The sequence below is a fragment of the Gemelliphila sp. 1F1 genome, assembly GCF_056897515.1.
Genome location: NZ_JBXHBE010000004.1, coordinates 58,836 through 82,270, shown reverse-complemented (window position 1 = coordinate 82,270; position 23,435 = coordinate 58,836). Strand labels below are relative to the sequence as shown.

The 23,435-nt window shown below is 29.9% G+C and carries 18 protein-coding genes; all 18 read right to left on the bottom strand.

The window, feature by feature from the left end; translation table 11 throughout:
* Positions 1-49 precede the first annotated feature (49 nt).
* The 18 genes from AC1XWJ_RS05100 to tpiA all read right to left on the bottom strand — a co-directional run bounded on the left by AC1XWJ_RS05100 (position 50) and on the right by tpiA (position 23,432).
* Positions 50-1,492 (bottom strand): amino acid permease, encoded by a 1,443-nt coding sequence (locus tag AC1XWJ_RS05100; protein ID WP_483334806.1) that lies wholly within the window; start codon positions 1,490-1,492, stop codon positions 50-52.
* 207 nt (positions 1,493-1,699) lie between these two features.
* A complete protein-coding gene (locus AC1XWJ_RS05095) occupies positions 1,700-3,355 on the bottom strand; it encodes a formate--tetrahydrofolate ligase (RefSeq protein WP_483334805.1) in 1,656 nt (551 codons plus the stop codon).
* 58 nt (positions 3,356-3,413) lie between these two features.
* Complete coding sequence (gene purB, locus AC1XWJ_RS05090; RefSeq protein ID WP_483334804.1) at positions 3,414-4,718, bottom strand: adenylosuccinate lyase; 1,305 nt, start codon at positions 4,716-4,718, stop codon at positions 3,414-3,416.
* A gap of 79 nt (positions 4,719-4,797) precedes the next feature.
* Complete coding sequence (purD, locus tag AC1XWJ_RS05085) at positions 4,798-6,033, bottom strand: phosphoribosylamine--glycine ligase (RefSeq protein WP_483334803.1); 1,236 nt, start codon at positions 6,031-6,033, stop codon at positions 4,798-4,800.
* Positions 6,033-7,553 carry a bifunctional phosphoribosylaminoimidazolecarboxamide formyltransferase/IMP cyclohydrolase gene (gene purH, locus AC1XWJ_RS05080; RefSeq protein WP_483334802.1) on the bottom strand — a complete coding sequence of 507 codons (1,521 nt, stop codon included), beginning with the start codon at positions 7,551-7,553 and terminating at the stop codon, positions 6,033-6,035. Before purH ends, purD begins: the two co-directional genes overlap by 1 nt.
* Positions 7,550-8,116, bottom strand: coding sequence for a phosphoribosylglycinamide formyltransferase (gene purN, locus AC1XWJ_RS05075; RefSeq protein WP_483334801.1), 567 nt, complete (start codon positions 8,114-8,116; stop codon positions 7,550-7,552). Before purN ends, purH begins: the two co-directional genes overlap by 4 nt.
* Positions 8,113-9,117, bottom strand: coding sequence for a phosphoribosylformylglycinamidine cyclo-ligase (purM, locus tag AC1XWJ_RS05070; protein ID WP_483334800.1), 1,005 nt, complete (start codon positions 9,115-9,117; stop codon positions 8,113-8,115). The genes purN and purM overlap by 4 nt, the downstream gene beginning before the upstream one ends.
* Entirely contained in the window at positions 9,101-10,567 is a 1,467-nt protein-coding gene (purF, locus tag AC1XWJ_RS05065) for an amidophosphoribosyltransferase (RefSeq protein ID WP_483334799.1), read from the bottom strand. The genes purM and purF overlap by 17 nt, the downstream gene beginning before the upstream one ends.
* Positions 10,554-11,261 (bottom strand): phosphoribosylaminoimidazolesuccinocarboxamide synthase, encoded by a 708-nt coding sequence (gene purC, locus AC1XWJ_RS05060; protein ID WP_483334798.1) that lies wholly within the window; start codon positions 11,259-11,261, stop codon positions 10,554-10,556. Before purC ends, purF begins: the two co-directional genes overlap by 14 nt.
* Before the next feature lies 1 nt (position 11,262).
* Positions 11,263-14,937: a phosphoribosylformylglycinamidine synthase gene (locus AC1XWJ_RS05055; protein WP_483334797.1), complete on the bottom strand. Its 3,675-nt coding sequence runs from the start codon at positions 14,935-14,937 to the stop codon at positions 11,263-11,265.
* Positions 14,930-15,973 (bottom strand): 5-(carboxyamino)imidazole ribonucleotide synthase, encoded by a 1,044-nt coding sequence (locus AC1XWJ_RS05050; RefSeq protein ID WP_483334796.1) that lies wholly within the window; start codon positions 15,971-15,973, stop codon positions 14,930-14,932. The genes AC1XWJ_RS05055 and AC1XWJ_RS05050 overlap by 8 nt, the downstream gene beginning before the upstream one ends.
* Positions 15,970-16,446 carry a 5-(carboxyamino)imidazole ribonucleotide mutase gene (gene purE / locus AC1XWJ_RS05045; protein WP_483334795.1) on the bottom strand — a complete coding sequence of 159 codons (477 nt, stop codon included), beginning with the start codon at positions 16,444-16,446 and terminating at the stop codon, positions 15,970-15,972. The genes AC1XWJ_RS05050 and purE overlap by 4 nt, the downstream gene beginning before the upstream one ends.
* Positions 16,447-16,738: 292 nt before the next feature.
* Positions 16,739-17,197, bottom strand: coding sequence for a DNA-directed RNA polymerase subunit delta (gene rpoE / locus AC1XWJ_RS05040; RefSeq protein ID WP_483334794.1), 459 nt, complete (start codon positions 17,195-17,197; stop codon positions 16,739-16,741).
* A gap of 15 nt (positions 17,198-17,212) precedes the next feature.
* Positions 17,213-18,850, bottom strand: a complete 1,638-nt coding sequence (gene argS, locus AC1XWJ_RS05035; protein ID WP_483334793.1) for an arginine--tRNA ligase — start codon at positions 18,848-18,850, stop codon at positions 17,213-17,215.
* Between the two features lie 11 nt (positions 18,851-18,861).
* On the bottom strand, positions 18,862-19,242 hold the full coding sequence (locus tag AC1XWJ_RS05030; protein WP_483334792.1) for a DUF1934 family protein: 381 nt from the start codon (positions 19,240-19,242) through the stop codon (positions 18,862-18,864).
* On the bottom strand, positions 19,242-21,155 hold the full coding sequence (locus tag AC1XWJ_RS05025; RefSeq protein ID WP_483334791.1) for an ABC-F family ATP-binding cassette domain-containing protein: 1,914 nt from the start codon (positions 21,153-21,155) through the stop codon (positions 19,242-19,244). Before AC1XWJ_RS05025 ends, AC1XWJ_RS05030 begins: the two co-directional genes overlap by 1 nt.
* 173 nt (positions 21,156-21,328) lie before the next feature.
* The gene (gene eno, locus AC1XWJ_RS05020) at positions 21,329-22,645 is read right to left on the bottom strand and encodes a phosphopyruvate hydratase (RefSeq protein ID WP_483334790.1); all 1,317 of its coding nucleotides are present in this window, start codon (positions 22,643-22,645) and stop codon (positions 21,329-21,331) included.
* A 31-nt stretch (positions 22,646-22,676) separates the two neighbouring features.
* Complete coding sequence (gene tpiA / locus AC1XWJ_RS05015) at positions 22,677-23,432, bottom strand: triose-phosphate isomerase (RefSeq protein WP_483334789.1); 756 nt, start codon at positions 23,430-23,432, stop codon at positions 22,677-22,679.
* Between the last annotated feature and the right edge of the window lie 3 nt (positions 23,433-23,435).

Below are 23,435 nucleotides of genomic sequence, written 5' to 3'. Positions count from 1 at the left end.
AAATAAAACTTTAATTTTTATGTTACATTCTAATAATTTAATATTATTTCTAATTCTCTAAATTTTTTTGTAAATCTATATCTTCTAATTTAACAATTTTACTTTTAGTCATTAACTTATATCCAAAATATAAAACTAAAATAGTTGCAATAGGTATTAAATCATAAATACCCGCTAACATACCTTTAGTTACAAAATCAGAATATGATTGTAAAACAATTAAAAGTATAAATGCTACTAATGCAATATATGATCCTGTAATTTCAAACTTAGCTCTATATGGTAGAACATCTTCTATATTTTTATTTTGTTTAACAATAGCTTTTCTTAATCTAATTTGAGAAAATAGTGCTATTATCCAAACACAAACAATTATTAAACCTACTAAAGATAACAGCATATAATAACCAGAAGCATTATATTTTTCAAAAAGAAATGTCAATATAATAAAACCTATACAAAATAATACTGCTGATTGAGGACTTGAATTTGTACTTAACTTAGAAAATACTTTAGGTGCTAATCCTCTTGTACTAAGAGAAAATAATTGTCTACTAGAGAAATAAATTCCAGAATTAGCTGCTGATAATACAGAAGCACAAATCACAGCATTCATTACAGACGCAGCTAGTAAAAATCCTGCATTTTCAAAAACCAAAGTAAACGGTGAGGCTGATATATTGGAAGTATCTAACAATCTTGGATCAGTTATCGGTATTACCGCTGCTATAATAAATATAGTAGCCACATAAAAAATCAATATACGCCAAAATACTCTATTTACCGCTTTAGACATTGTTTTTTCTGGATTTTTCGATTCTCCCGATGCTACAGCTACTGACTCAGTACCCCCAAATGAGAAAGCCGCCGTAGACAAAATAGCAAAGAATCCTAAAAATCCTTGTAATTCTGCTGATTTACTATTATTTATAAAAGTATGTAGTCCGTGAGTTGTTCCTCCCAAAATACCTATAATCAATCCTACACCTGCTATTAAGAAAAATATAACTGCCAAAACTTTTATTGTAGTTAACCAATACTCGACTTCTCCAAAAAATCTTACACTAGCTATATTAACAACACAAAGGACTAACAAAAAAAACAAACATAGACTCATAGTTGAAAATTGTTGGAAAAACGACCAGAATTGCAACACTTTTGCTAAAGTTATAATATCTATACCTGCAACCAATATCCACATTATACAATATAGCCATCCTAAAGCAAAGCCTAATGATGGATCTACAAATCTTTCTGCATAAGAACTAAACGATCCAGAAACAGGATAAAAACTAGCTAATTCTCCAACAGCCGACATCAGTAAATAAATAAAAACACCTATAAATATATATGATATTACTGATAAATATGATCCAGCTTGACTAAACATAGCTCCAGTTGCCATAAATAGTCCTGTCCCAATAGCTCCTCCTATTGCCATCATTGAAACATGACGAGATTTTAAATTTCTCTTCATTTTTGTATGTTCCATAAAATCACTTCCTTTATAAAAAAATTAAAATTAATTATACAACAATTGTTGTTTATTGTAAAGACAATTTAATACTAAATATTGATAATTATCTTAATAGTAGAAGTAAATTAAAAAACTAGAAGAAAAATAATCTTCTAGTTTTAATCATTCTTCATTTTTTAATTTATATTGTTATTTACAAAATAAATTAAATTATTATTTAGTCTAAAAAATTCCTAAAATAGTTTCAGTTTCTTCATCAATATCAATATTTAATGCACTCGGTATCTTAGGTAATCCTGGCATTGTTAATACTTTATTAGCATATGCAACAACAAAACCTGCACCGCTTCTTAACTTAACATCATTTATTGTAATATTAAATCCTTGTGGACGCCCTTTTATTTTTGCATTATCAGTTAATGAAGCAGGGGTTTTAGCCATACACACCGGTAAATTTTTAAATCCTAATTTTTCTATTTCAGTTATCTGTTCTTTTGCACTATCAGAAATATTAACTCCATCTGCACCATAAATTTCTTTACAAATTGTTTCAATTTTTTCTATAATTGATAATTCATCTCTGTAAAGTAAATTTAAATCTTCAGTGTTATTTTCTGCTACTTCAATTACTTTTTGTGCAAGGTCAATACCACCTTCTCCACCTTTCTCCCAAACTTCTGTTCTTGATAGTTTAACTCCTTGCTTAATTGCCCACTCTTCTAAAAATGCAAGTTCATTTTCTGTATCTGTAACAAAAACATTTAAAGCTACTACTATTGGTAAATTATATTTTTTTAGATTTTCTATATGTTTTTCTAAATTTTCTACACCTTTGGCTAACGCTTCTAAATTTTCTTCTTTCAAATTTTGTTCATCAATATTTCCGTGAAGTTTTAATGCTTTTATTGTTGCTACTACTACTGCAGCTTTAGGGCGTAAACCAGACTTGCGACACTTAATATCTAAAAATTTCTCCGCGCCAAGATCAGCACCAAAACCAGCTTCAGTTATAACATAATCTGCATATTTTAAAGCTGTTTTAGTCGCTAAAATTGAATTACAGCCGTGCGCAATATTTGCAAATGGGCCACCGTGAATAATTGCTGGATTATTTTCTAAAGTTTGAACTATATTTGGCTTAATTGCGTCTTTTAATAATGATGTAATTACACCTTCTATTTTCAAATCTTTTAAGAAAATAGGTTCTCCTTTTGAATTATATGCAACTAAAATATTTTTTAATTTTTCTTTTAAATCTCCCAAGCTTTCTGATAAACATAATATAGCCATTATTTCACTAGCAACTGTAATATCAAAACCATCTTCTCTTTCAAGATCTGTTCCTGCATTAACTTTTATATGACGAAGATCTCTTGCATTCATATCCATTACACGATTGAAAACTATTTTTTCTATATCAAGTTCATTCCCTTGAAAAACGTGATTGTTAACCAAAACTGCTATCGCATTGTGGGCAGTAGTGATTGCATGCATATCTCCAGTGAAATGCAAGTTAATTTCTTCCATAGGAACTACTTGTGCATATCCTCCGCCAGCTGCCCCTCCTTTTCTTCCTAGAACAGGTCCTAAAGATGGTTCACGAAGTGCTACACATGATTTTTTTCCGATTTTATTTAATGCATCAGATAGTCCTATAGTTACTGTTGATTTTCCTTCACCGCTTGATGTTGGATTTATAGCTGTAACTAAAATTAATTTTGATTTTTCATTAATATTTTTTTTTATATTTTTTGTTTGAATTTTTGCCTTATAGTTTCCATAAAGTATTAAATCATTTTCTTTAATACCTAACTTAGCTGCAACTTCTAAAATATGTTTCTTTTCACATTCATTTGAAATTTGAAAATCCGACTTCATTTTATTACCTCTCTTTTTAGGAACTTTGTTTATTATATTAAAATATCTACTACTTTTATTAATCTTCTAATCCAGGGATACGACTATAGATTTTGTCTATATTTACTAGATGAACATCTAAATCAAAGCAGCTGTCTAATACTTCTTTCGTCATAACTTCTTTTAATGTTTCATTTTCTTCTAACAATGATTTAAACGGAATATTTTCAAACCAAGATTTCATTGCTAATGGTTGTACCAAGTCATACGCTTCTTCGCGAGAGAAATTATATTTTTCTATTAGATTACTCATAGTTCTTTGAGCAAAAATAACACCATTTGTTGCATAAATATTTTTAATCATATTGTCAGTAAATACTGTTAAATTTTTTACAACATTTGTAAATCTATTTAACATATAATCTAATAAAGTTGTAGCGTCACTACTTAATATGCGTTCTGCACTAGAGTGTGATATATCTCTTTCGTGCCACAACGGAATATTTTCGTAAGCTGCTAACATATAACCACGCATAATTCTTGCGCATCCTGCCATATTTTCACTTGAAATAGGATTTCTTTTGTGCGGCATTGCACTAGATCCTTTTTGATTTTTTGAGAAAAACTCCTCTGCTTCTCTAACTTCTGTACGTTGAAGATGTCTTATCTCTACACCTATTTTTTCGATTGAGCTAGCTATTAATGCTAAAGTAGCATAATAATCTGCATGCCTATCACGTTGTAAAGTTTGGGTAGAAATATTACTAGACTCTATTCCTAATTTTTCACAAACATAATCTTGAACTTCTGGTGGTGTATTAGAAAATGTTCCTACTGCTCCAGAAATCTTACCTATCTCGATAATCTTTCTAACTTCTTTAAATCTTTTTATATGACGATTAAATTCATCATAATACAAAGCAAATTTAAGTCCAAAACTACTTATATCAGCGTGTACTCCATGAGTTCTACCTATACAAGGTGTAAATTTATATTCAAGTGCCTTTTCTTTCAAAACTTCTTGAAACTTTAATAAATCTTCTAATAAGATGTCATTCGCTTGTTTATACAAATATCCATAAGCAGTATCTACAACATCAGTAGATGTAAGTCCATAGTGAACCCATTTTTTTTCTTCTCCTAAGTAGCTTGATACGTTTCTTGTAAAGGCAACTATATCGTGCTTTGTTTCTTTTTCTAGCTCTAATATACCGTCTATATCAAACTTTGCATTTTGGAATAATTTTTTAACATCATTTTCTGGTACAACACCAAGTTTACTCCACGCTTCTGTTGCATAAAGCTCTACATCTAAGTATGCTTTAAATCGATTTTCATCACTAAAAACATTTCTCATAGTTTCTCTACTATATCTTTCTATCATTAAGGTATCTCCTAATTTTATTTTAATTGCTACTATTGTATTATATATTTTACTAACGAATTTATCAATAAGAATATACTTATAAAGATAAATGACCAATATCAGTTCTAAAGAATAAATCCTCGCTCTCTATTTTTGATATTTCATCATATACTTTTTGTCTTGCTTCTACTAAATTTTTTCCACTTGCACATACCAATAAAACACGTCCACCATTAATAACAATTTCATTATCTATTTTTTTTGTTCCCATATGAAATACTGGAGTTGTTAAATTTTCTAATCCTTTTATTATGCCACCTTTTTTACTTTCTTCTGGATATCCTTTAGCCGCCATTACAACTCCTATAAAAGCATCATCATTCCATCTTAGTTCTACTTCTCTACCATCAATTATATTATTAGCTATTTCATATAGACTACTTTCTAATTTTAATAATAAAATTTCACTTTCTGGATCCCCGAAACGCACATTAAATTCTATAGTTTTAACTCCGTCCTCGCACTTCATAAGACCTGCATAAAGTATTCCATAAAAAGGCATTCCTTCTTCACTCATAGCATTAATCATTGGCTGAACTACTTTCTCTAATCCCTCATTAATATCTTCTTGCGTAATTTTTTTCAGTGGTAAATATGCACCCATTCCTCCTGTATTTAAGCCCTTATCGTTGTCAAATGCACGTTTATGATCTTGGGCTATTTCCATTGGATAAACTTTTTTATCTGAGACAAAGCACATTAACGAAAATTCTTCTCCTTGAAGAAATTCTTCAATTACTACACTTGCTCCTGCTTTATTAAATTTTGCATTACACATCATTTCTTTAAGCTCATACTGAGCTTCTTCCATACTATGAGATATAACTACACCTTTTCCTGCAGCTAGACCATCAGCTTTTAATACTATCGGCATATTTTGTCTTAATAAGTATTCTTTAGCTTTTTCATAATTACTAAAGCTTTCATATTTAGCAGTAGGTATATTGTATTTTTTCATCATCATTTTGGAAAATACTTTACTACCTTCTAGTTGTGCTGCTTTTTTACTTGGACCAAATGCTTTTATATTATGTTCTTGTAATCTATCTACTAGACCATTAACTAGTGGTACTTCTGGACCAACGAATACTAAATCTATTTTGTTCTCTAATGCGTAATTTGGTATGTCCTTTTCTTCTAATTCTACGCAGATTCCAAATTCTTCTACGGCTGGATTAATTCCAACCATATAAATCTCATGACCTTCTTTATGAAACTTGTAAGCAATAGCGTGCTCTCTTCCACCACAGCCTACTACCAATACTCTACTCATTAGTGTTTAAAATGGCGAATTTTGCTAAATAACATCGCCATTCCTTTCTCATTACAAGCAACAATACTTTCTTCATCTCTTATTGAGCCTCCGGGTTGTACTATTGCTGCTATTTTATATTCTGATGCAAGATCAACACTATCACGCATCGGGAAGAAAGCATCAGAAGCTAATACCGCACCTTGGGCTTTTTCTCCTGCTTGTTCGAGAGCAATTTTGCAAGAGCCAACACGATTCATTTGACCAGCACCTATCCCTAATGTTTGTTTATTTTTTACAACAACTATTGCATTAGATTTAACGTGTTTTACGATTTTTAATCCAAATTCTAAATCTTCTTTTTGAGCTAAAGTGGCTTTTTTCTCTGTAACATTTTCATAATTATCAGCTAATTTATTATTAAAATCTTGAATTAATATCCCACCCCTTACACTCTTAACTTGTTTTTCATAATTATTATTTTTCTCACTTAATTTATAAATACGAAGATTTTTTTTCTTAGTTAATATTTCTAGAGCATCATCATCATAATCTTCTGCTAAAATAATTTCCAAGAATATGTTATTCATTTTTTCTGCTGTTCGTTTATCAATTTTTCCGTTGATTGCAACAATTCCTCCGAAAATTGAAATAGGATCAGCTTCATAAGCACGCATATATGCATCGAAAACATCTTCTCCTACCGCTACGCCACAAGGATTCATATGTTTTACAACAACACAAACAGTTTCGTTAAATTCTGACAAGATATCTAATGCAGCTGAAGCATCTTGAATATTATTATAAGACATTTTCTTTCCATGTAGCTGTACAGCGTTTTGAATTGCATAACTTTCATTATTGTCTTGTACATAATGATATGCCTGTTGATGAGGATTTTCTCCATATCTTAATGTATCTTGCAGTTTATATGTTAAAGTTAATTTTTCTGGAATTAAATTATCGGCTTTATTAAAATAATTAGCAATAGCAGCATCATAACTTGCTGTCGTATTAAATACTTTAATAGCAAGTTTCCTACGAGTTGATAAACTTATATCTCCTAACGCTAATTCATCTAAAATTAATTTATAGTCAGCAACATCTGTAATTACTGCTACATCATTAAAGTTTTTTGCTGCACTTCGCAACATACTAGGACCGCCAATATCAATATTTTCAATAATATCGTCTTCACTAACGTTAGCTTTTTTTACAGTCTCTTCAAATGGATATAAATTCACACATACCAAATCAATATATTCAATATTATTTTCTTCAACATGTTTATTGTGAAGTTCATCTCCTCTTTTTGAAAGCAGTCCTCCATGTATTTTAGGATGAAGAGTTTTAACTCTTCCCTCTAAAATTTCCGGAAAATTAGTAACATCTTCAATGCTTATACAATTTATACCATTGTCTTTTAAATATTTAAAAGTTCCTCCTGTACTAACAATTTCGAAATTATATTTTTCTAATCCTTTAGCAAATTCTACAATATTTGTTTTATCGCTAACACTTATTAAAGCTCTTTTTTTCATAGTTCCTCCTCTACTAGTTTTAAAATAACATTTGGATAAAGATTATGCTCTAATTTATGAATTTTTTCTGTTACATCTTCTAAAGTATCTCCTTTAGATATAATAAAAGAATTCTGTGCGATTACTTCACCACCATCTAGTTCCTCGTTAACATAGTGAATGCTGATTCCTATCTCTTTTTCTCCGGCATTGTATGCTTGTTCTATTGCATTTTTTCCTTTATATTTTGGTAGCAATGATGGATGAAGATTAATAATAGGCTTAGTATATTCTTTTAAAAAGTATGAAGAAATTATTCTCATATATCCCGCTAAAAAAATATAATCTAAATGCTGAACTCTCTTTAAAATCTCTTTTTCATAATCTTCTTTTTTAGAAAAATCTTTTGCTGAAAATACATACGTAGGTATATTTCTATCTTTTGCTTTTTTTATCACTGCAGCACTCTTTCTATCGCATACTAGAAGTTCAATTTGTATTTTATCTTTTAATTTTTTATTATCAGCAATTTTTTCAAAATTACTACCTGTTCCTGATGCAAATATTGCTACTCTTTTTTTCATATTATATCTATTCCACTCTTATTAGTTACTTCTCCTAATACGAAAGCATCACTTAACAGTGATAAAGTCTTGTCAACGTCTTCTTTATTAACTACAAGAACCATACCTACTCCCATATTGAAAACATTATACATTTCATCGTTTGGAATATTTCCTTTCTCTTCTAGGTATTTAAAAATTTCTGGTACTTTATATGAATTTTTATTTATTCTCATACCTAAACCTTTAGCTAGGCAGCGAGGTAAGTTTTCGTGAAAACCTCCACCTGTTATGTGTGAAATACCTACAACTTTAACTTTCTCTAATACTTTTAATACTTCTTTTACATAAATTCTTGTAGGTGTTAATAGTGTTTCTCCTATGGTACTATTACCAAATTTTTGGTCTAAGCCTATATTATTATCTTTTAAAATCTTTCTTACTAATGAAAATCCATTAGAATGAACACCACTAGAAGGTAAGCCTATAACAACTTGTCCTACTTTTGTATTTTCGGGACTTAACAATAATTCTTTTTCTTGTGCTCCTACACAAAAACCTGCTATATCATATTCTCCATCTTCGTAAAAGCCAGCCATTTCTGCTGTTTCTCCTCCTACGATAGCACATCCTGCTTGAACACAGCCCTCTGCTACTCCCTCTACTATTGCTTCAATTTGTTTAGGATAGTTTTTCCCTACTGCTAGATAATCCAAAAAGAATAATGGAATTGCTCCTTGAGCTAAAATATCATTTGCGCACATTGCCACAACATCAATACCTATTGTATTATGAATATTTAGTTCAAATGCAAGTTTTAATTTTGTTCCTACGCCGTCAGTACCACTAACTAATACTGGATTTTTAAAGTTATACGCACTTAAATCAAAACATCCTCCAAAACTTCCAATAGTTGACAACATTCCTAAATTTTTTGTGCGTGCAACGTGTTTTTTTATAAGTTCTACTGATTCATAGCCCGCTTCTAAACTGACACCACTTTCTTCATATTTTTTGCTCATCATACCTACCTCTTTCTCGTAAAAATTTTATTTGAATATCTGTCATCGAGTTAAAGTAAGATTCTTCATAATCATACAATCCTGCTGAATAATCTCCATTAAAACAATCCATACACAGCCCTTTATATGGTGACTCATAATCTAATCCTATAGATTCTACTAATCCATCTTCACTTAAAAATCCTAACGAATCCGCTCCAATTATTTCACAAATTTCCTCTGTTGTTTTATTAGCAGATATTAATTCCTCAGTTGTAGAAATATCTATTCCGTAAAAACTCGGGAACATTAATGGTGGGGCCGCTATTCTTACGTGAACTTCTCTAGCTCCTGCTTCTTTTAAAAGTTGAACGATTCTTTTTGATGTTGTACCTCTAACTATTGAGTCATCGACTAAAACAATGCTTTTTCCACTTACTACACCTTTTACTGCGGAAAGTTTCATTCTTACGCCTTGCTCACGCAACTCTTGTGTTGGTTGAATGAAAGTTCTAGCTACATACTGATTTTTAATAAGTCCCATCTCATAAGGTAATCCACTTGCTTCAGCATAACCACTCGCTGCTGATAATGATGAGTTTGGAACACCTATTACCATATCTGCATGTAACGTAGGATGTTCTAGCGCTAATCTTCTCCCTGTCCTTTTCCGCGCCGTATGAACATTTACTCCTGCGATGTTAGAATCTGGTCTTGCAAAATAAACATATTCCATAGCAGCTATAGCTACTTTTGTATCTTCTGTATACTTCTCTATACGAACTCCATCGTTAGTAATAATTACCATCTCTCCTGCCCCAACATTGCAAACAAACTCTGCACCTACAACATCGATTGCACAAGTTTCACTAGCTACAACATATGCGCCAGTTTTTGTTTTTCCTACTGCTAAAGGTCTTAAGCAATTTGGATCAACTGCTCCGTACAACGTATCTTTAGTTAATAATAAGTAAGTAAATCCACCTTTAATTTTTCTCAACGCGTCTTTTAATTGTTCTTTAAATGTTAATTCTTTACTTCTACGAATTAAATGAATTAATACTTCTGTATCTGATGACGAATGAAAAATTGCTCCTTCTTGTTCTAATTCTCTTCTGAGTGTTTTTGCATTAATTAAATTACCATTATGACAAACTCCAACACTCATATCATAAAAATGAAATAAGAATGGTTGGATATTTTGGATACTATTACTCCCAGAAGTAGCGTATCTAACGTGACCAACGGCGGCATTTCCCGTTAATCTTTCTAATTTATTCGTATCGCGAAACACTTCAGATATTAAACCTAAATCTCTGTGTCCACGTAATTTTTCACCATCAGTTGTAACTATTCCTGCTCCTTCTTGTCCACGATGTTGTAAACTATGTAATCCAAAATATGTAACATTACTAGCTGCGGCATGACCCCAAATTCCGAATACTCCACATTCTTCATTAAGATTTCGCATTTTCTAATCTCCTTAAAACTTCTTCATATGCTTCCATTACGGATCCTAAATCTCTTCTAAATCTATCTTTATCTAATTTTTCATTAGTTGATTTATCCCACAAACGACAAGTATCCGGCGAAATCTCATCTGCTAAAATAATTTTTCCGTTTTTATCTTTTCCAAATTCTATTTTAAAGTCTACTAATACTAAATTTATATTTGAAAATAATTTTTGTAACAAAGTATTAATAATTAATGCCTGATCTTTTATAATATGAAGTTCTTCTTCTGTAACTATTCCTAATGCTACTGCATGGTCATCATTAATTAGCGGATCATTTAACTCATCATTTTTATAACTAAGTTCAAAAACAGTTTTTTTTAACTTTTCTCCTTCTTGTAAACCATATTTTTTAGCCATTGAACCCGCAACTATATTTCTTACGATTACTTCTAACGGAATAATTTTAACGTGTTTACAAAGTTGATCTGTCTCATTAATTTTTTTAATAAAATGAGTTTTTACTCCTTCTCTTCCTAAATAATCAAAAATCAAAGAAGTTATACTATTATTAAAAATTCCTTTGTTATCGAATTCTTCTTTTTTTTCGCCATTAAATGCTGTTGCACTATTTTTGTAATGTACATAGATTTCATCTTTATTTTCACATTCAAAAAGTTGCTTTGCTTTTCCTTCGTATAATAATTTCATTCTATTTTGCCCCTTTGAAATAATTTACACCGTTTTTAAATATATCTTGTTTTTCTTTTAGTGTATTTGTTTTATATAAAGTTTCTCCGAATCTTTCACTATGTCCCATTTTTCCAAGAATTAAACCATCTTCACTTATTAAACCTTCTGCACCTAGTGCTGATCCGTTAGGATTAAATTTTCCATTAAGTGTAGCATTTCCATCAAAATCACAATATTGGAAAGCTATTAAATGTTTAAATTTATCTATGTTAAGTCCTACTAATTTACCCTCACCGTGACTAAATACTACTTCATACTTATCACCAATATTAAAATCTTGCACCCAAGGAGAATTTGTATTTGATATACGAGTAAATGCTGTTGTTGAGATATGTTCATAACTATCATTTCTATAGAGTGTTAAATCATCTGCTGATAATTCTCGTATTTCTCCGTAAGGAAGCAGTCCAGATTTTAACAACGCTTGGAATCCATTACAAATGCCTAAAATTAATTTTTTCTGTTTTAAATGTTTATGAATTGCATTTTTTACCTTTTCGTTTTTCAAGAAATTCACTATATATTTAGCACTTCCGTCTGGTTCATCTCCACTTGAGAATCCTCCCGGAAACATTATTATATGTGATTGTTCTATTGCTTTGACAAACTCGTCAATGGAATCATTAATATCATTTTTTCTAGTATTTCTAATAACTACTGTCGTAGGAATAGCCCCTGCATCTATAAATGCTTTTTCACTATCATATTCACAGTTTGTTCCTGGAAATACTGGAATAACTACTTTTACATCTTCTACAAATTCAGGATAATAACTATTTTTTTCTTTTTCTGTATGCAAATTCTCTACATTACCTTTGTTTTCATTATAATAAATGGGATAAACCTCATTTAATGTATTAGTATATGCTTTATAAATATCTTCATTAGTAAACAACTCACCATTGATAATAATTCTGTTACTAACTGTTCCTAACTTTTCAAATGGTAATTCTTCCGTTGCCTCTACTACTAAAGATGCTGGATCAAAATTTAAAATATTTTCTTTCTCTACTTCAAATCCTAAACCGTTACCTAATGACATTTTTACTAAAGAAGCTGAAATACTACCTTCTTCTTGGACATAAGCAGAAACAATTTTTCCTTGTTTTATATACTTATGTACTAATTCATAATTTTCTAATGTTTTAGTTATGTCAGGATAACCTTCATCATTTCTTATTACTGGTACGTAATACAATTTATTGCCTACCGTTTTTAACTCAGGTGTAATAACATCATTTATTTTTACTGACGAACAAGCAAAAGATATTAATGTTTCGACAACATTTAAGTCATTAAATGTTCCTGACATACTATCCTTTCCGCCTATACTTGGTCTACCTATTTCTTTTTGTGCGTAAATACTACCTAATAAACTTTGAGTAACTTTTCCCCATTTTTTCTTATCTTTTCCTAATTTTTCGAAATATTCTTGGAATGAAAAATATAAACTTTCTTTACTTCCTCCTATAGAATAAACTTTTGCCACTGACTCTAAAACTGCATATATAGAAGAAAGAAATGGTGAATAGTGAGAAATTTTAGGAATAAATCCATAAGTAAGCACTGTTGCTGTGTCACTAGTTGAATGAAGCGTAGGAATTGCTTGTACACTCGCTTGAACTGGTGTCATCTTATGTTTACCAGAAAATGGCATAAGTACAGTACTAACTCCAATTGATGAGTCAAACTTCGATACTAAACCTTTTTGACAAGTAACATTTAACTCACCTAATTCATCCAGAACATTATTTCTAGTAAATATTTTATTTTTAAATGGATTTTCCCCTTTATTATCTTCTAAATTAGCAACTGCGTGTTGTCTAACTCCACTAGTTTCTAAGAAATCAGCACTCATATCAACTACTTTTTCATCGTAATAATACATTTCTAAACGTCTTTTGTCAGTTATTGTTGCGACATGTGCATATTCAATATTTTCTTTTTCACATTCTCTAACAAATTGAGCATAATCTTGTTTATCTATTGCAACAGCCATTCTCTCTTGTGATTCACTTATTGCTAATTCTGTTGCATTTAATCCATTATATTTAGTTAAAACTTTATCTAAATAAATTTCTATACCGTCAGATAACTCTCCAATAGCGACACAAACACCACCAGCACCAAAATCATTACATTTTTTTATAAGTTTTGTTACTTCTGGTTTTCTAAATAACCTTTGTAATTTTCTCTCTTCTGGTGCATTCCCTTTTTGAACTTGACTAGCCATTGTTACTAATGAAGAATTAGTATGCTCAATACTAGAACCACTTGCTCCCTGAATTCCATCACGACCAGTACGTCCACCAATCATAACAACAATATCACCAGCTTCTAAACTTTCTCTTTTATAATTATCTTCTTTAACAGCACCAACTACTGCTCCAACTTCCATATGTTTTGCAACATAACTATTATCATATATTTCTCTTACAAAAGTAGTCGCAAGACCTATCTGATTCCCATAAGATGAGTTTCCATGAGATGTTCCTTTAGCTATATCTACCTGTGGTAATTTATGTTCCATAGTATTTTCACGTTTTTCAAGTATGTTCCCACTTCCTGAAATACGCATAGCTTGATAAACATAACTTCTTCCTGATAGTGGATCCCTTATAGCTCCTCCTATACAAGTACTAGCTCCTCCAAACGGTTCAATTTCACTCGGATGATTATGAGTTTCATTTTTAAATTGTATTAACCATCGTTCCTCTTTTCCTTTGTTTTGTATTGTTGTAAAGAATGAACAAGCATTAATTTCTTCACTAACTTCAATATTTTCATCATTTAATATTCTTACGTGATATTTTCCTATTATACTTGCCATATCCATTAAAGTAATAGGTTTATTATCTCTACCTAACTCACCTCTAACTTTCAAATAATAGTCAAAAGCATCTTGCATTTCTTTTTTAAACAATTCTGATTCTATATTAACTTCATCAAGAACAGTTTCGAATGTAGTATGTCGGCAATGATCGCTCCAGTAACAATCAAGAACGTAAATTTCTGTTTCAGTAGGTACTCTTTTTTCAGTTTTAAAATAATCTTGAATAAATTTTAAATCTTCAATGTTCATTGCTAAAGAAAATTCCATTTTTAACTCTTCTAACTCTTTAGATTTGTATTCTAAGAAGTTAGGTAAACTTTTTAATGGTTTTGGATTAGAATCTAAAGAAAATTCTAAAACGTCTAAATTTTTTGTTCTAGCTTCAATAAGATTAACTAGATACTTTTCTACTAGCTTCATTTGATTATCATTTAATTCTTTATCAAAAACTACCAACTTTCCGCTTCTTACAATGACATTACTTTTTACATTAAGTAATTTTATACATTGAGTAGCACTATCAGCTCTTTGGTCATATTGAGCGGGAAGAACTTCGTACGCAAAATACTTTCCTTCTTCCAGATCTATATCTTCAAAAACTTCATCGACTACTACTTCAGAAAAAACAGAATTCTTAGCTAATCTATAAGTTTCTTCGTCAATATTGTAAATATCATAAATTACATACACATTCACATCAGTCAACTCTAAATTATATTCCAAATTCAAAGTATTTTTAAGTTGTAATTCTTCTTGATTATATCCTTTGCGTTTTCTGACAAAAATTCTTTTATTATTCATTATGACCTCCTAAATATACGTCACCAGCAAAATTAATATGACCAATTTTTCTATTATCTCGTGGTTCTTTTTCATATAAGTGTAAATATCCTTGTTTCTTTGTAATTAAATTTTTAAAATATTGTTCATCTTGTCCTAATATATTATAAAGAGTCGTTTCTTTATTTGTAATATTTCCTACCCTAAGACCGCAAATAGCTTCTATATGTGCTCTAAATTGACTTTTATTTGCTGATTGCATAGTAATATGCCCTGAATTATGAACTCTTGGTGCGATTTCATTAAAAATTACTTTTCCTTCACTTATAAAGAACTCTACCGTTAGTACACCGTAATAATCAATATTATTTAAAATCTTTTTTGTATATTCTATTGCTAGATTTTCTTGTTTGCTTGTTGCTGAAGTAGGAATTTTAGAGCGATATAGAATATTATTCCTATGTTCATTTTCTACAACTGCTATTACTTGAATTTCAAATTTATCTTTAGAAGCTACAACGGAAATTTCCTTATCTAAAGGAACAATCTCTTCTAAAATAGTATGTCGTTCTATTTCTTCTTTTTTAGAAACTTTTCTTTGTCCTTTTCCATCGTATCCAAATCTTAATGTTTTCATAAGATATGTCTCTTTTATTTCTACATTAGTATCTTCTTCTATATGAATATAATTTACAGTAGGAATATCTAAAGATTTAGCAAATTCTTTTTCTAAATATCTATGTTGCGTAATTCTTAAAACTTCTGAACTTTGAACTAAATTATATTTTTTTTCTAATTTAACTAGTACTTCAACATTAATATTTTCAAATTCAAATGTAATAACATCACTTAATTTGCATAGATCTTCTATTTTTTCGAAATCATCAAAATTTGCATTAATAAACTTGTCGCTAAAAATTTTTGCACAACAACTATCATTAGGATCTAAAATAACTATTTTATATCCCATCTCTTTTGCACTCATAGCTAACATACGTCCTAGTTGTCCACCACCAATAATTCCTATCGTACTTCCGGGTAAAATTGTCTTTATCATAATTTCATATCTTCCAATACTATTCTTTCTTGTTCTTTTTTGAACTCTTTATACTTTTGTGCATACTTTTCATCTGTAATTCCTAAAATTGATAATGCACTTATAGCCGCATTTTTTGCTCCAGCAACTCCAATAGCCATAGTTAAAACAGGTACCCCTGCTGGCATTTGTACTATAGAGTACAGTGAATCAACACCACTTAAAACACTAGATTTTATAGGTACTCCTATTACAGGAACTGTTGTAAGTGAAGCGACCATTCCCGGCAAATGAGCAGCTCCTCCTGCTGCTGCTATTATTAAAGAATAACCATTTTTCTTTGCATTTTTTGAAAATTCTACCAATAAATCTGGTGTTCTATGTGCACTAACAACTTTTTTATCGTATGAAATTTCAAATTTATCCAATAACTTACAAGTTTCTATAATTGTATTATAGTCCGAATTTGAACCCATAATAACTGCAATTTTCATAAAATTAACTCCTTTTTACACATAAAGTTCGTCTTAAAACATAAATAATAATAAAATTAAAAATAAAATACGTTTATATTCAAATTATACTTGTTTATTAAAAACAAATCAAGGAATATTCTAATAAAAATCGAATTTTTTCAGTAAAATATACATTTTTTAATTAATATCATTCATATTTTGCTTGTTTTTTTATGATTTAAACACAATAACAACTTAAAAAACAAACTATCACCTATAATAAAAAAGGTAGATTAAAAAATATAATCTACCTTTTTTATTCTTTATTCTATTAAAATTCTTCATCTTCCGGATTAATTTTATATTTAGATACTATTCCTTCATCATTCAGTTCATAATAATCCTCTTCTGAATCATCGCCTTCTTCATCCTCAAGTAATTCGTCAACATCATCAGTAACATCTTCTTCGTCTTCTAACAATTTAATTTCTTCTTCATCTTCTAATTCAAATTTATGGATACTTGGCTCTACAAAGTTCATAAAGTCTTCTACTGTTAATTTATCCTTTAATGTCCAACTTCCATCTTCAACACATACAAAACGTCCATCCAAATTTAAGTCTGTATAGAAATAAGACATTTGAGTGTTAAACTCATCTTCTGATAAATTAATTTGTGGCTTTATATAATCTATAAAATCATATACATTTAAATTTGTTATTTTATTATCAACCATATACTGATAGCAGCGATCTACTATTGATAAACTATTTTGTTTTAATTCTGTCATTTATATATCTCCTATCTACATTTTCTCTGGAGCACTCACTCCTACTAAGTCAAGTGCATTTTTTATTGTAATTTTTACTGCTGTTATTAATGCTAAATAACTTTCTGTTTGTTCTTTATTTTCTGATATTACCTTATTGTTACCGTAAAATTTATGGAATGTTGTTGCCAAAGATTGCATATAATTACAAATTCTATGTGGTTCATAATGTTTAGCTGCTTGAGCAACTACTTCTGGAAAATAAGCTAAAGATTTCAATATTTCTACACTATATTCATCTGTTAATAAATTAGGATTATATCCAAAATCATTGTATTCATCACTATTTACTTGACGTAATATTGAACAAATTCTAGCATGAGCATATTGAACATAATATAGCGGATTATCACTAGATTGTTCTTTAGCTAGTGTAAAATCAAAATCTAAATGTGTATCCGCACTTCTCATTACTAAGAAGTAACGTGCGGCATCTGTGCCTACTTCATCTATTAAATCACGTAAAGTTATTGATTTACCTGTTCTTTTACTCATTTTTACTTCTTGTCCATTTTCTAAAAGACGTACTAATTGCATAATAAGTACTTTCAGTTTGTCTGGACTATATCCTAAAGCTGCAATAGAAGCCTTTAAGCGTGGAACATATCCATGATGATCTGCACCAAACAAATTAATTAATTTATCGTAGCCACGATCTAATTTATCTTTATGATAGGCTATATCTGGTGTAAAATAAGTGTAGCTTCCATCAGCTTTTATTAGAACTCTATCTTTATCATCGCCAGTAGCTAATTCCGTTGTTCTTAACCACGTAGCACCATCTAATTCATAAAGATGATTTAAATCTTTTAATGTAGCTAACGTTTCTATTATTTTACCATCATTATATAAAGAAGTTTCACTAAAGAAATTATCAAACTCTATACGAAAATCAGATAAATCATTCTTTAATTTTTCTAATTGATAATTTACAGAATATTCACGCAAGAATAACATATATTCATCTCTAGTTTTATCCAAAAGACTATTCCCGTATTCTTTAGCAAGCAGCTCTCCTAACTTTACTATATCCTTACCATTGTATCCATCTTCTGGCATTTCTACATTAAATCCTAACGCTTGTCTATATCTAGCATCTGCAGATAGTGTTAAATTATTAATCTGATTTCCTGCATCATTAACATAAAATTCTCTTGTAACTTGATAGCCAGATTTTTTCATTATTCTTACTAATGAATCTGCAACAGCTCCATTTCTTGCATGACCAACATGAAGATCACCTGTTGGATTAGCCGATACATATTCTAACAATACTTTCTCATTATTACCTATATTATTTTCTCCGAAATTATCTCCTAATTCAAAAATTGCAGTTAAAATATTTCCTAAACTAGCTTTTTTAACATAAAAGTTAATAAATCCTGGACCTGCTATTTCTATTTTTTCTACAAAATCATTATCTTCTATATTTCCAACTATTTCTTCTGCAATAGTTCTGGGATTTTTTCTTAAAATCTTAGTTAATTGCATAGCAATATTACTAGAAAAATCACCGTTTCCCGAATCTTTAGGCGTTTCTACATAAATATTTACTACTTCATTTGTAACTTTACCTACGGATTTTTCTAGTAGTTCTATTACTTTATATTTCATTATTTTCTCCTTTAAGAATTAATATTAATTAATATTTGTAACTTATTTTCTTGACTATCAAATTTAGAAAAATATAAGTTATAAATTATATCTAATCGGACAAAACTATTTCGTTCCATCTTCTCTATACTTAGAAGTTTTGTTTCTATACTAATAACCCCATATTCAGTTATGTATTCAGACAAACCTCTATTTTTAGAAATGTTCATAGTAGTACCTTCTTTTAATATACTAACATTATCTTTGTTTTTGTCAACAATTATTTTAAATTTTTTTTTATTTTTATCGAAATAGTTTATTATATAGTTTTCTAAATTTTCTTCATAAGTTCCAACATATTTTTCACTCAATAATTTTTTATTATCAATATAAGTAGTTAAATTTATATTCATTATTCTACCTCTTCTAATTTTTCTTCTAATTCTAACCATTTATTATTGAGTTCATCTAATTCTTCATTAATACTTTGTAGTTTTTCGTTATAATACTTCGTTTTTTCAAAATCAGTATAAACTTCTTCTTTTACTAACTCTTCATTAATTTCTTTAACGTTAGCTTCCAATTCATCTATTTTCTCGACAATATTATTACGTTCTCTTTCAAGTTTTCTAATTAATTTTCTTTCTTCTTTATCTGCTTTATAGCTATTCTCTCTTAATTTTGTTTCAATTACTTCTTCTTTTTCTAGTGATAACAAAATTTTCTCTTGTTCTTTTTTTTCAAAATAGTAATCATAGTTTCCTAAATATATATTGAAACTGTCGTTATTTATCTCAAGAACTTTATTAGCAATTTTATTAATAAAATATCTATCGTGACTGACAAACACTAAAGTTCCTTCATAATTTTCTAAAGCTTCTTCCAATACTTGTTTACTAGCTATATCTAAATGGTTAGTAGGTTCATCTAGTATCAAAAGATTATTTTCTTCAAGCATAAGTTTAGCAAGTTGTAATCTAGCTTTTTCTCCTCCAGATAAATCTCTAACAATTTTCATAACATCTTCACCGACGAATAAAAATCGTCCGAGAATCATTCTAATTTCAGATTCTTTCATAGTAGGATACATATCCCAAAGTTCATTTAAAATAGTTTTTGATGATTCAAATTCTGCTTGTTTCTGATCATAATAGCCTAAAGATACTTTACTACCATAATAAATATCTCCGTTTAATGCCCGTTGTTTTTTGGCTATAGTTTTTATTAAAGTAGATTTTCCTATTCCATTTTCCCCTATTATCGCTATCCTATCTTTTTTGTAAACATCAAAATTATATGTTGTTCCGATGGAAATATTATCGTAACCCACACTTAAGTTATTAACACGAAGAACATCACGTCCACTTTGTTCTTTAATTTTAAATTCAATATTAGCTGTTTTATCGTCTTTTCTTGGATTGTCTAGTCGTTCCATTTTATCTAATATTTTCTGTCTGCTTTTTGCCCGCCCACTAGTAGAAGATCTAGCAATATTTTTCTGGACAAACTCTTCTAATTTTTTTATATCTTTTTGCTGACTTATGTAGTCTTTTAATTGTTTTTCAAAATCTTCTTCATATTGCTTAATAAATTTAGTATAGTTACCGACATATTTTTTTACTCGACCAAATTCAACATTATAGACAACATTAGCTATTTTATCTATAAAATAACGATCGTGACTGACTATAACTACTGCTCCAGCATACGAATTCAAATAATTCTCAAGCCAAGCAACGTTCTTCATATCAAGATGGTTAGTAGGTTCGTCAAGAATAAGAACATCTGGTTCACTAAGCAATAGTTTCGCCATAGACAATCTAGTTTTTTCTCCACCAGAAAAATTACTTATACTCTTATAAAAATCTTCTTCAGAAAAATTTAATCCAAATAAAACACTTCTTATCTTGCTTTTATAGTGATAGTCCTTATGAGTCAGTACTTTATTTTGCAGTTTGTCATATTTATCTAATAAATTATTATCTTTATTTATATTTTCTTCGGTCAACATTACCGACATAGTTTCTAAATCTTTTTCTAATTTAATAATATCACAAAAACAGCTTATCATTTCATCCCAAACTAATTTATCTTCTTTGACAATAAATTCTTGTGATAAATATCCTATTGTCGTATTTTTAGAAACAGTTCTTACACCAGAATCATAGCTTTCAATACCAGCAATAATTTTCAACAATGTAGACTTTCCTGCACCGTTACGTCCAACTATAGCAATTTTATCATTGTTATTTATTTCTAACTTTACATTAGAAAAAACTTCTGTAACAACAAAATATTTACTTATATTATTTAATTGAATTAACATTGCCTCTCCTTTCTTAATTATTTTTTAATATAACCTTAGTATTATACCAAAAATGCTAAAGATTTACTAGTGGTTAATAAATTACTATAAATTTATTTATTATAAAATTTACATAAAAAAAGATACAGTCAATAGACTATATCTTCTTTATCTTTTGTATTAATTACCGTTAATTAACGTTTTACATTGTAAAATACGTTTAATCCTGCATAAACTTGAGTTGCATCTAACTCATCTGCTATACGTAATAATTGGTTATATTTAGCAATACGATCTGTACGGCTAAGAGATCCTGTCTTGATTTGTCCAGCATTAGTTGCTACTGCTATATCTGCAATTGTTGAATCTTCTGTTTCTCCTGAACGGTGAGAAATTACTGCAGTATAACGAGCACGTTTTGCCATTTCTATAGCTTCTAATGTTTCAGTTAAAGTACCGATTTGGTTAACTTTAATTAAGATTGAATTACCTACTCCACGTTCGATACCTTGAGATAGTTTAGTAGTGTTAGTAACGAATAGATCATCACCTACTAATTGAACTCTATCACCGATACGTTTAGTTAATAATTCCCATCCGTCCCAGTCATTTTCGTCCATACCATCTTCTATTGTTAAGATAGGATATTTATTTACTAATTGTTCTAAGTAATCTACTTGCTCAGCTGAAGTACGTTTCGCTCCACCTTCTCCTTCAAATTTAGAATAATCATAAACTCCATCAACATAAAATTCTGAAGAAGCACAGTCAAATCCTAAGAATACATCTTTTCCTGGTTCTAATCCCACAGCTTTAATTGCTTCTAAGATAGTTTCAACAGCATCTTCTGTTCCTTCAAATTTAGGAGCAAATCCTCCTTCATCACCTACTGCTGTAGCTAATCCACGTGATTTTAAGATTTTAGCTAAATTGTGGAATATTTCTGCTCCCCAACGTAGTGCTTCTTTAAATGATGGTGCTCCTACTGGTAAAATCATAAATTCTTGGAAAGCTATTGGAGCATCAGAGTGTGATCCACCGTTTACGATGTTCATCATTGGAACTGGTAATTCTTTAGAATTAACTCCCCCTAAATAACGATATAAAGGTACTCCTAATGAGTCAGCTGCTGCATGTGCAACTGCTAAAGATACACCTAATATTGCATTAGCTCCTAGACGTCCTTTATTTTCAGTACCATCTAACTCTATCATAGCACGGTCAATTGCTACTTGTTCAAATACATCAAATTTTCCTTCTAATAAAGGTGCAATTTCTTCATTTACATTAGCAACTGCTTTAGATACACCTTTACCTAAATAACGATCTTTTTCTCCATCACGTAATTCTACTGCTTCGTATTGTCCAGTTGAAGCTCCAGATGGTACTAACGCACGTCCAAATGCTCCCGTTTCTGTTGTAACTTCTACTTCTACAGTTGGATTACCACGTGAATCCAACACTTCTCTTGCATATACTTCTGAAATAATATCGAAAGTTTTTTGTAACATTTAAGTTCTCCTTTTATTTGAGTAATTTATTTTATTTTAAACCTTCTAATAAGGCTATGAATGAATCTGGTTGTAATGATGCCCCACCAACTAAAGCTCCATCAACATCTGGACAAGCCATATATTCTTTAATATTTTCAGGTTTAACTGATCCACCGTATTGTACACGAACTTTATCAGCTACTTCTTGACCAAAATCTTTAGCTATTACATCGCGTACAGCTTTACACATTTTTTGTGCATCATCTTGAGTTGCTGATTTTCCTGTTCCTATTGCCCAAATTGGTTCATAAGCTATTACAGATACAGCTACCTGATCTGCTGTTAGTCCTTTTAAGGCTTTAGAAACTTGATTAGATACTACATCTACTGCTTTTCCTGATTCATATTGTTCTAAAGTTTCACCACAACAAATTATTGGTAACATTTCATTACGGAATATTGCATGAGCCTTTTTGTTAATATCTTCATCTGTTTCGTGGAAATAATCACGACGCTCAGAATGTCCTATAATTACATAATCAACTCCCAAAGCAGCTAAAGATTTAGGCGAAGTTTCACCAGTAAACGCACCTTCATCCTCAAAATAACAATTTTGTGCCGCTGTTTTTAAAACACTTCCTGTACTAAAATGCTTTACCCCATTTAATAATAGTGCTGGCGCTCCTATTACTGAATCAACTACATCTTCTGAAGGTAATCGATCTTTTACAGCATTGACAAATTCAATAGCTTCTGCTACTGTTTTATTCATTTTCCAGTTTCCTGCAATAATTGGTTTTCTCATAAA

What these genes read in the sequence shown, in the direction of transcription:
- purF (WP_483334799.1), bottom strand. Translation starts at nt 10,567, where the DNA reads ATGCGAAATCTTAATGAAGAATGTGGAGTATTCGGAATTTGGGGTCAT.
- AC1XWJ_RS05050 (WP_483334796.1), bottom strand. Translation starts at nt 15,973, where the DNA reads ATGATAAAGACAATTTTACCCGGAAGTACGATAGGAATTATTGGTGGT.
- purB (WP_483334804.1), bottom strand. Translation starts at nt 4,718, where the DNA reads ATGATAGAAAGATATAGTAGAGAAACTATGAGAAATGTTTTTAGTGAT.
- AC1XWJ_RS05030 (WP_483334792.1), bottom strand. Translation starts at nt 19,242, where the DNA reads ATGAATATAAATTTAACTACTTATATTGATAATAAAAAATTATTGAGT.
- purM (WP_483334800.1), bottom strand. Translation starts at nt 9,117, where the DNA reads ATGAGCAAAAAATATGAAGAAAGTGGTGTCAGTTTAGAAGCGGGCTAT.
- purD (WP_483334803.1), bottom strand. Translation starts at nt 6,033, where the DNA reads ATGAGTAGAGTATTGGTAGTAGGCTGTGGTGGAAGAGAGCACGCTATT.
- tpiA (WP_483334789.1), bottom strand. Translation starts at nt 23,432, where the DNA reads ATGAGAAAACCAATTATTGCAGGAAACTGGAAAATGAATAAAACAGTA.
- AC1XWJ_RS05100 (WP_483334806.1), bottom strand. Translation starts at nt 1,492, where the DNA reads ATGGAACATACAAAAATGAAGAGAAATTTAAAATCTCGTCATGTTTCA.
- eno (WP_483334790.1), bottom strand. Translation starts at nt 22,645, where the DNA reads ATGTTACAAAAAACTTTCGATATTATTTCAGAAGTATATGCAAGAGAA.
- purE (WP_483334795.1), bottom strand. Translation starts at nt 16,446, where the DNA reads ATGAAAATTGCAGTTATTATGGGTTCAAATTCGGACTATAATACAATT.
- AC1XWJ_RS05055 (WP_483334797.1), bottom strand. Translation starts at nt 14,937, where the DNA reads ATGAATAATAAAAGAATTTTTGTCAGAAAACGCAAAGGATATAATCAA.
- AC1XWJ_RS05025 (WP_483334791.1), bottom strand. Translation starts at nt 21,155, where the DNA reads ATGTTAATTCAATTAAATAATATAAGTAAATATTTTGTTGTTACAGAA.
- purH (WP_483334802.1), bottom strand. Translation starts at nt 7,553, where the DNA reads ATGAAAAAAAGAGCTTTAATAAGTGTTAGCGATAAAACAAATATTGTA.
- argS (WP_483334793.1), bottom strand. Translation starts at nt 18,850, where the DNA reads ATGAAATATAAAGTAATAGAACTACTAGAAAAATCCGTAGGTAAAGTT.
- rpoE (WP_483334794.1), bottom strand. Translation starts at nt 17,197, where the DNA reads ATGACAGAATTAAAACAAAATAGTTTATCAATAGTAGATCGCTGCTAT.
- purN (WP_483334801.1), bottom strand. Translation starts at nt 8,116, where the DNA reads ATGAAAAAAAGAGTAGCAATATTTGCATCAGGAACAGGTAGTAATTTT.
- purC (WP_483334798.1), bottom strand. Translation starts at nt 11,261, where the DNA reads ATGAAATTATTATACGAAGGAAAAGCAAAGCAACTTTTTGAATGTGAA.
- AC1XWJ_RS05095 (WP_483334805.1), bottom strand. Translation starts at nt 3,355, where the DNA reads ATGAAGTCGGATTTTCAAATTTCAAATGAATGTGAAAAGAAACATATT.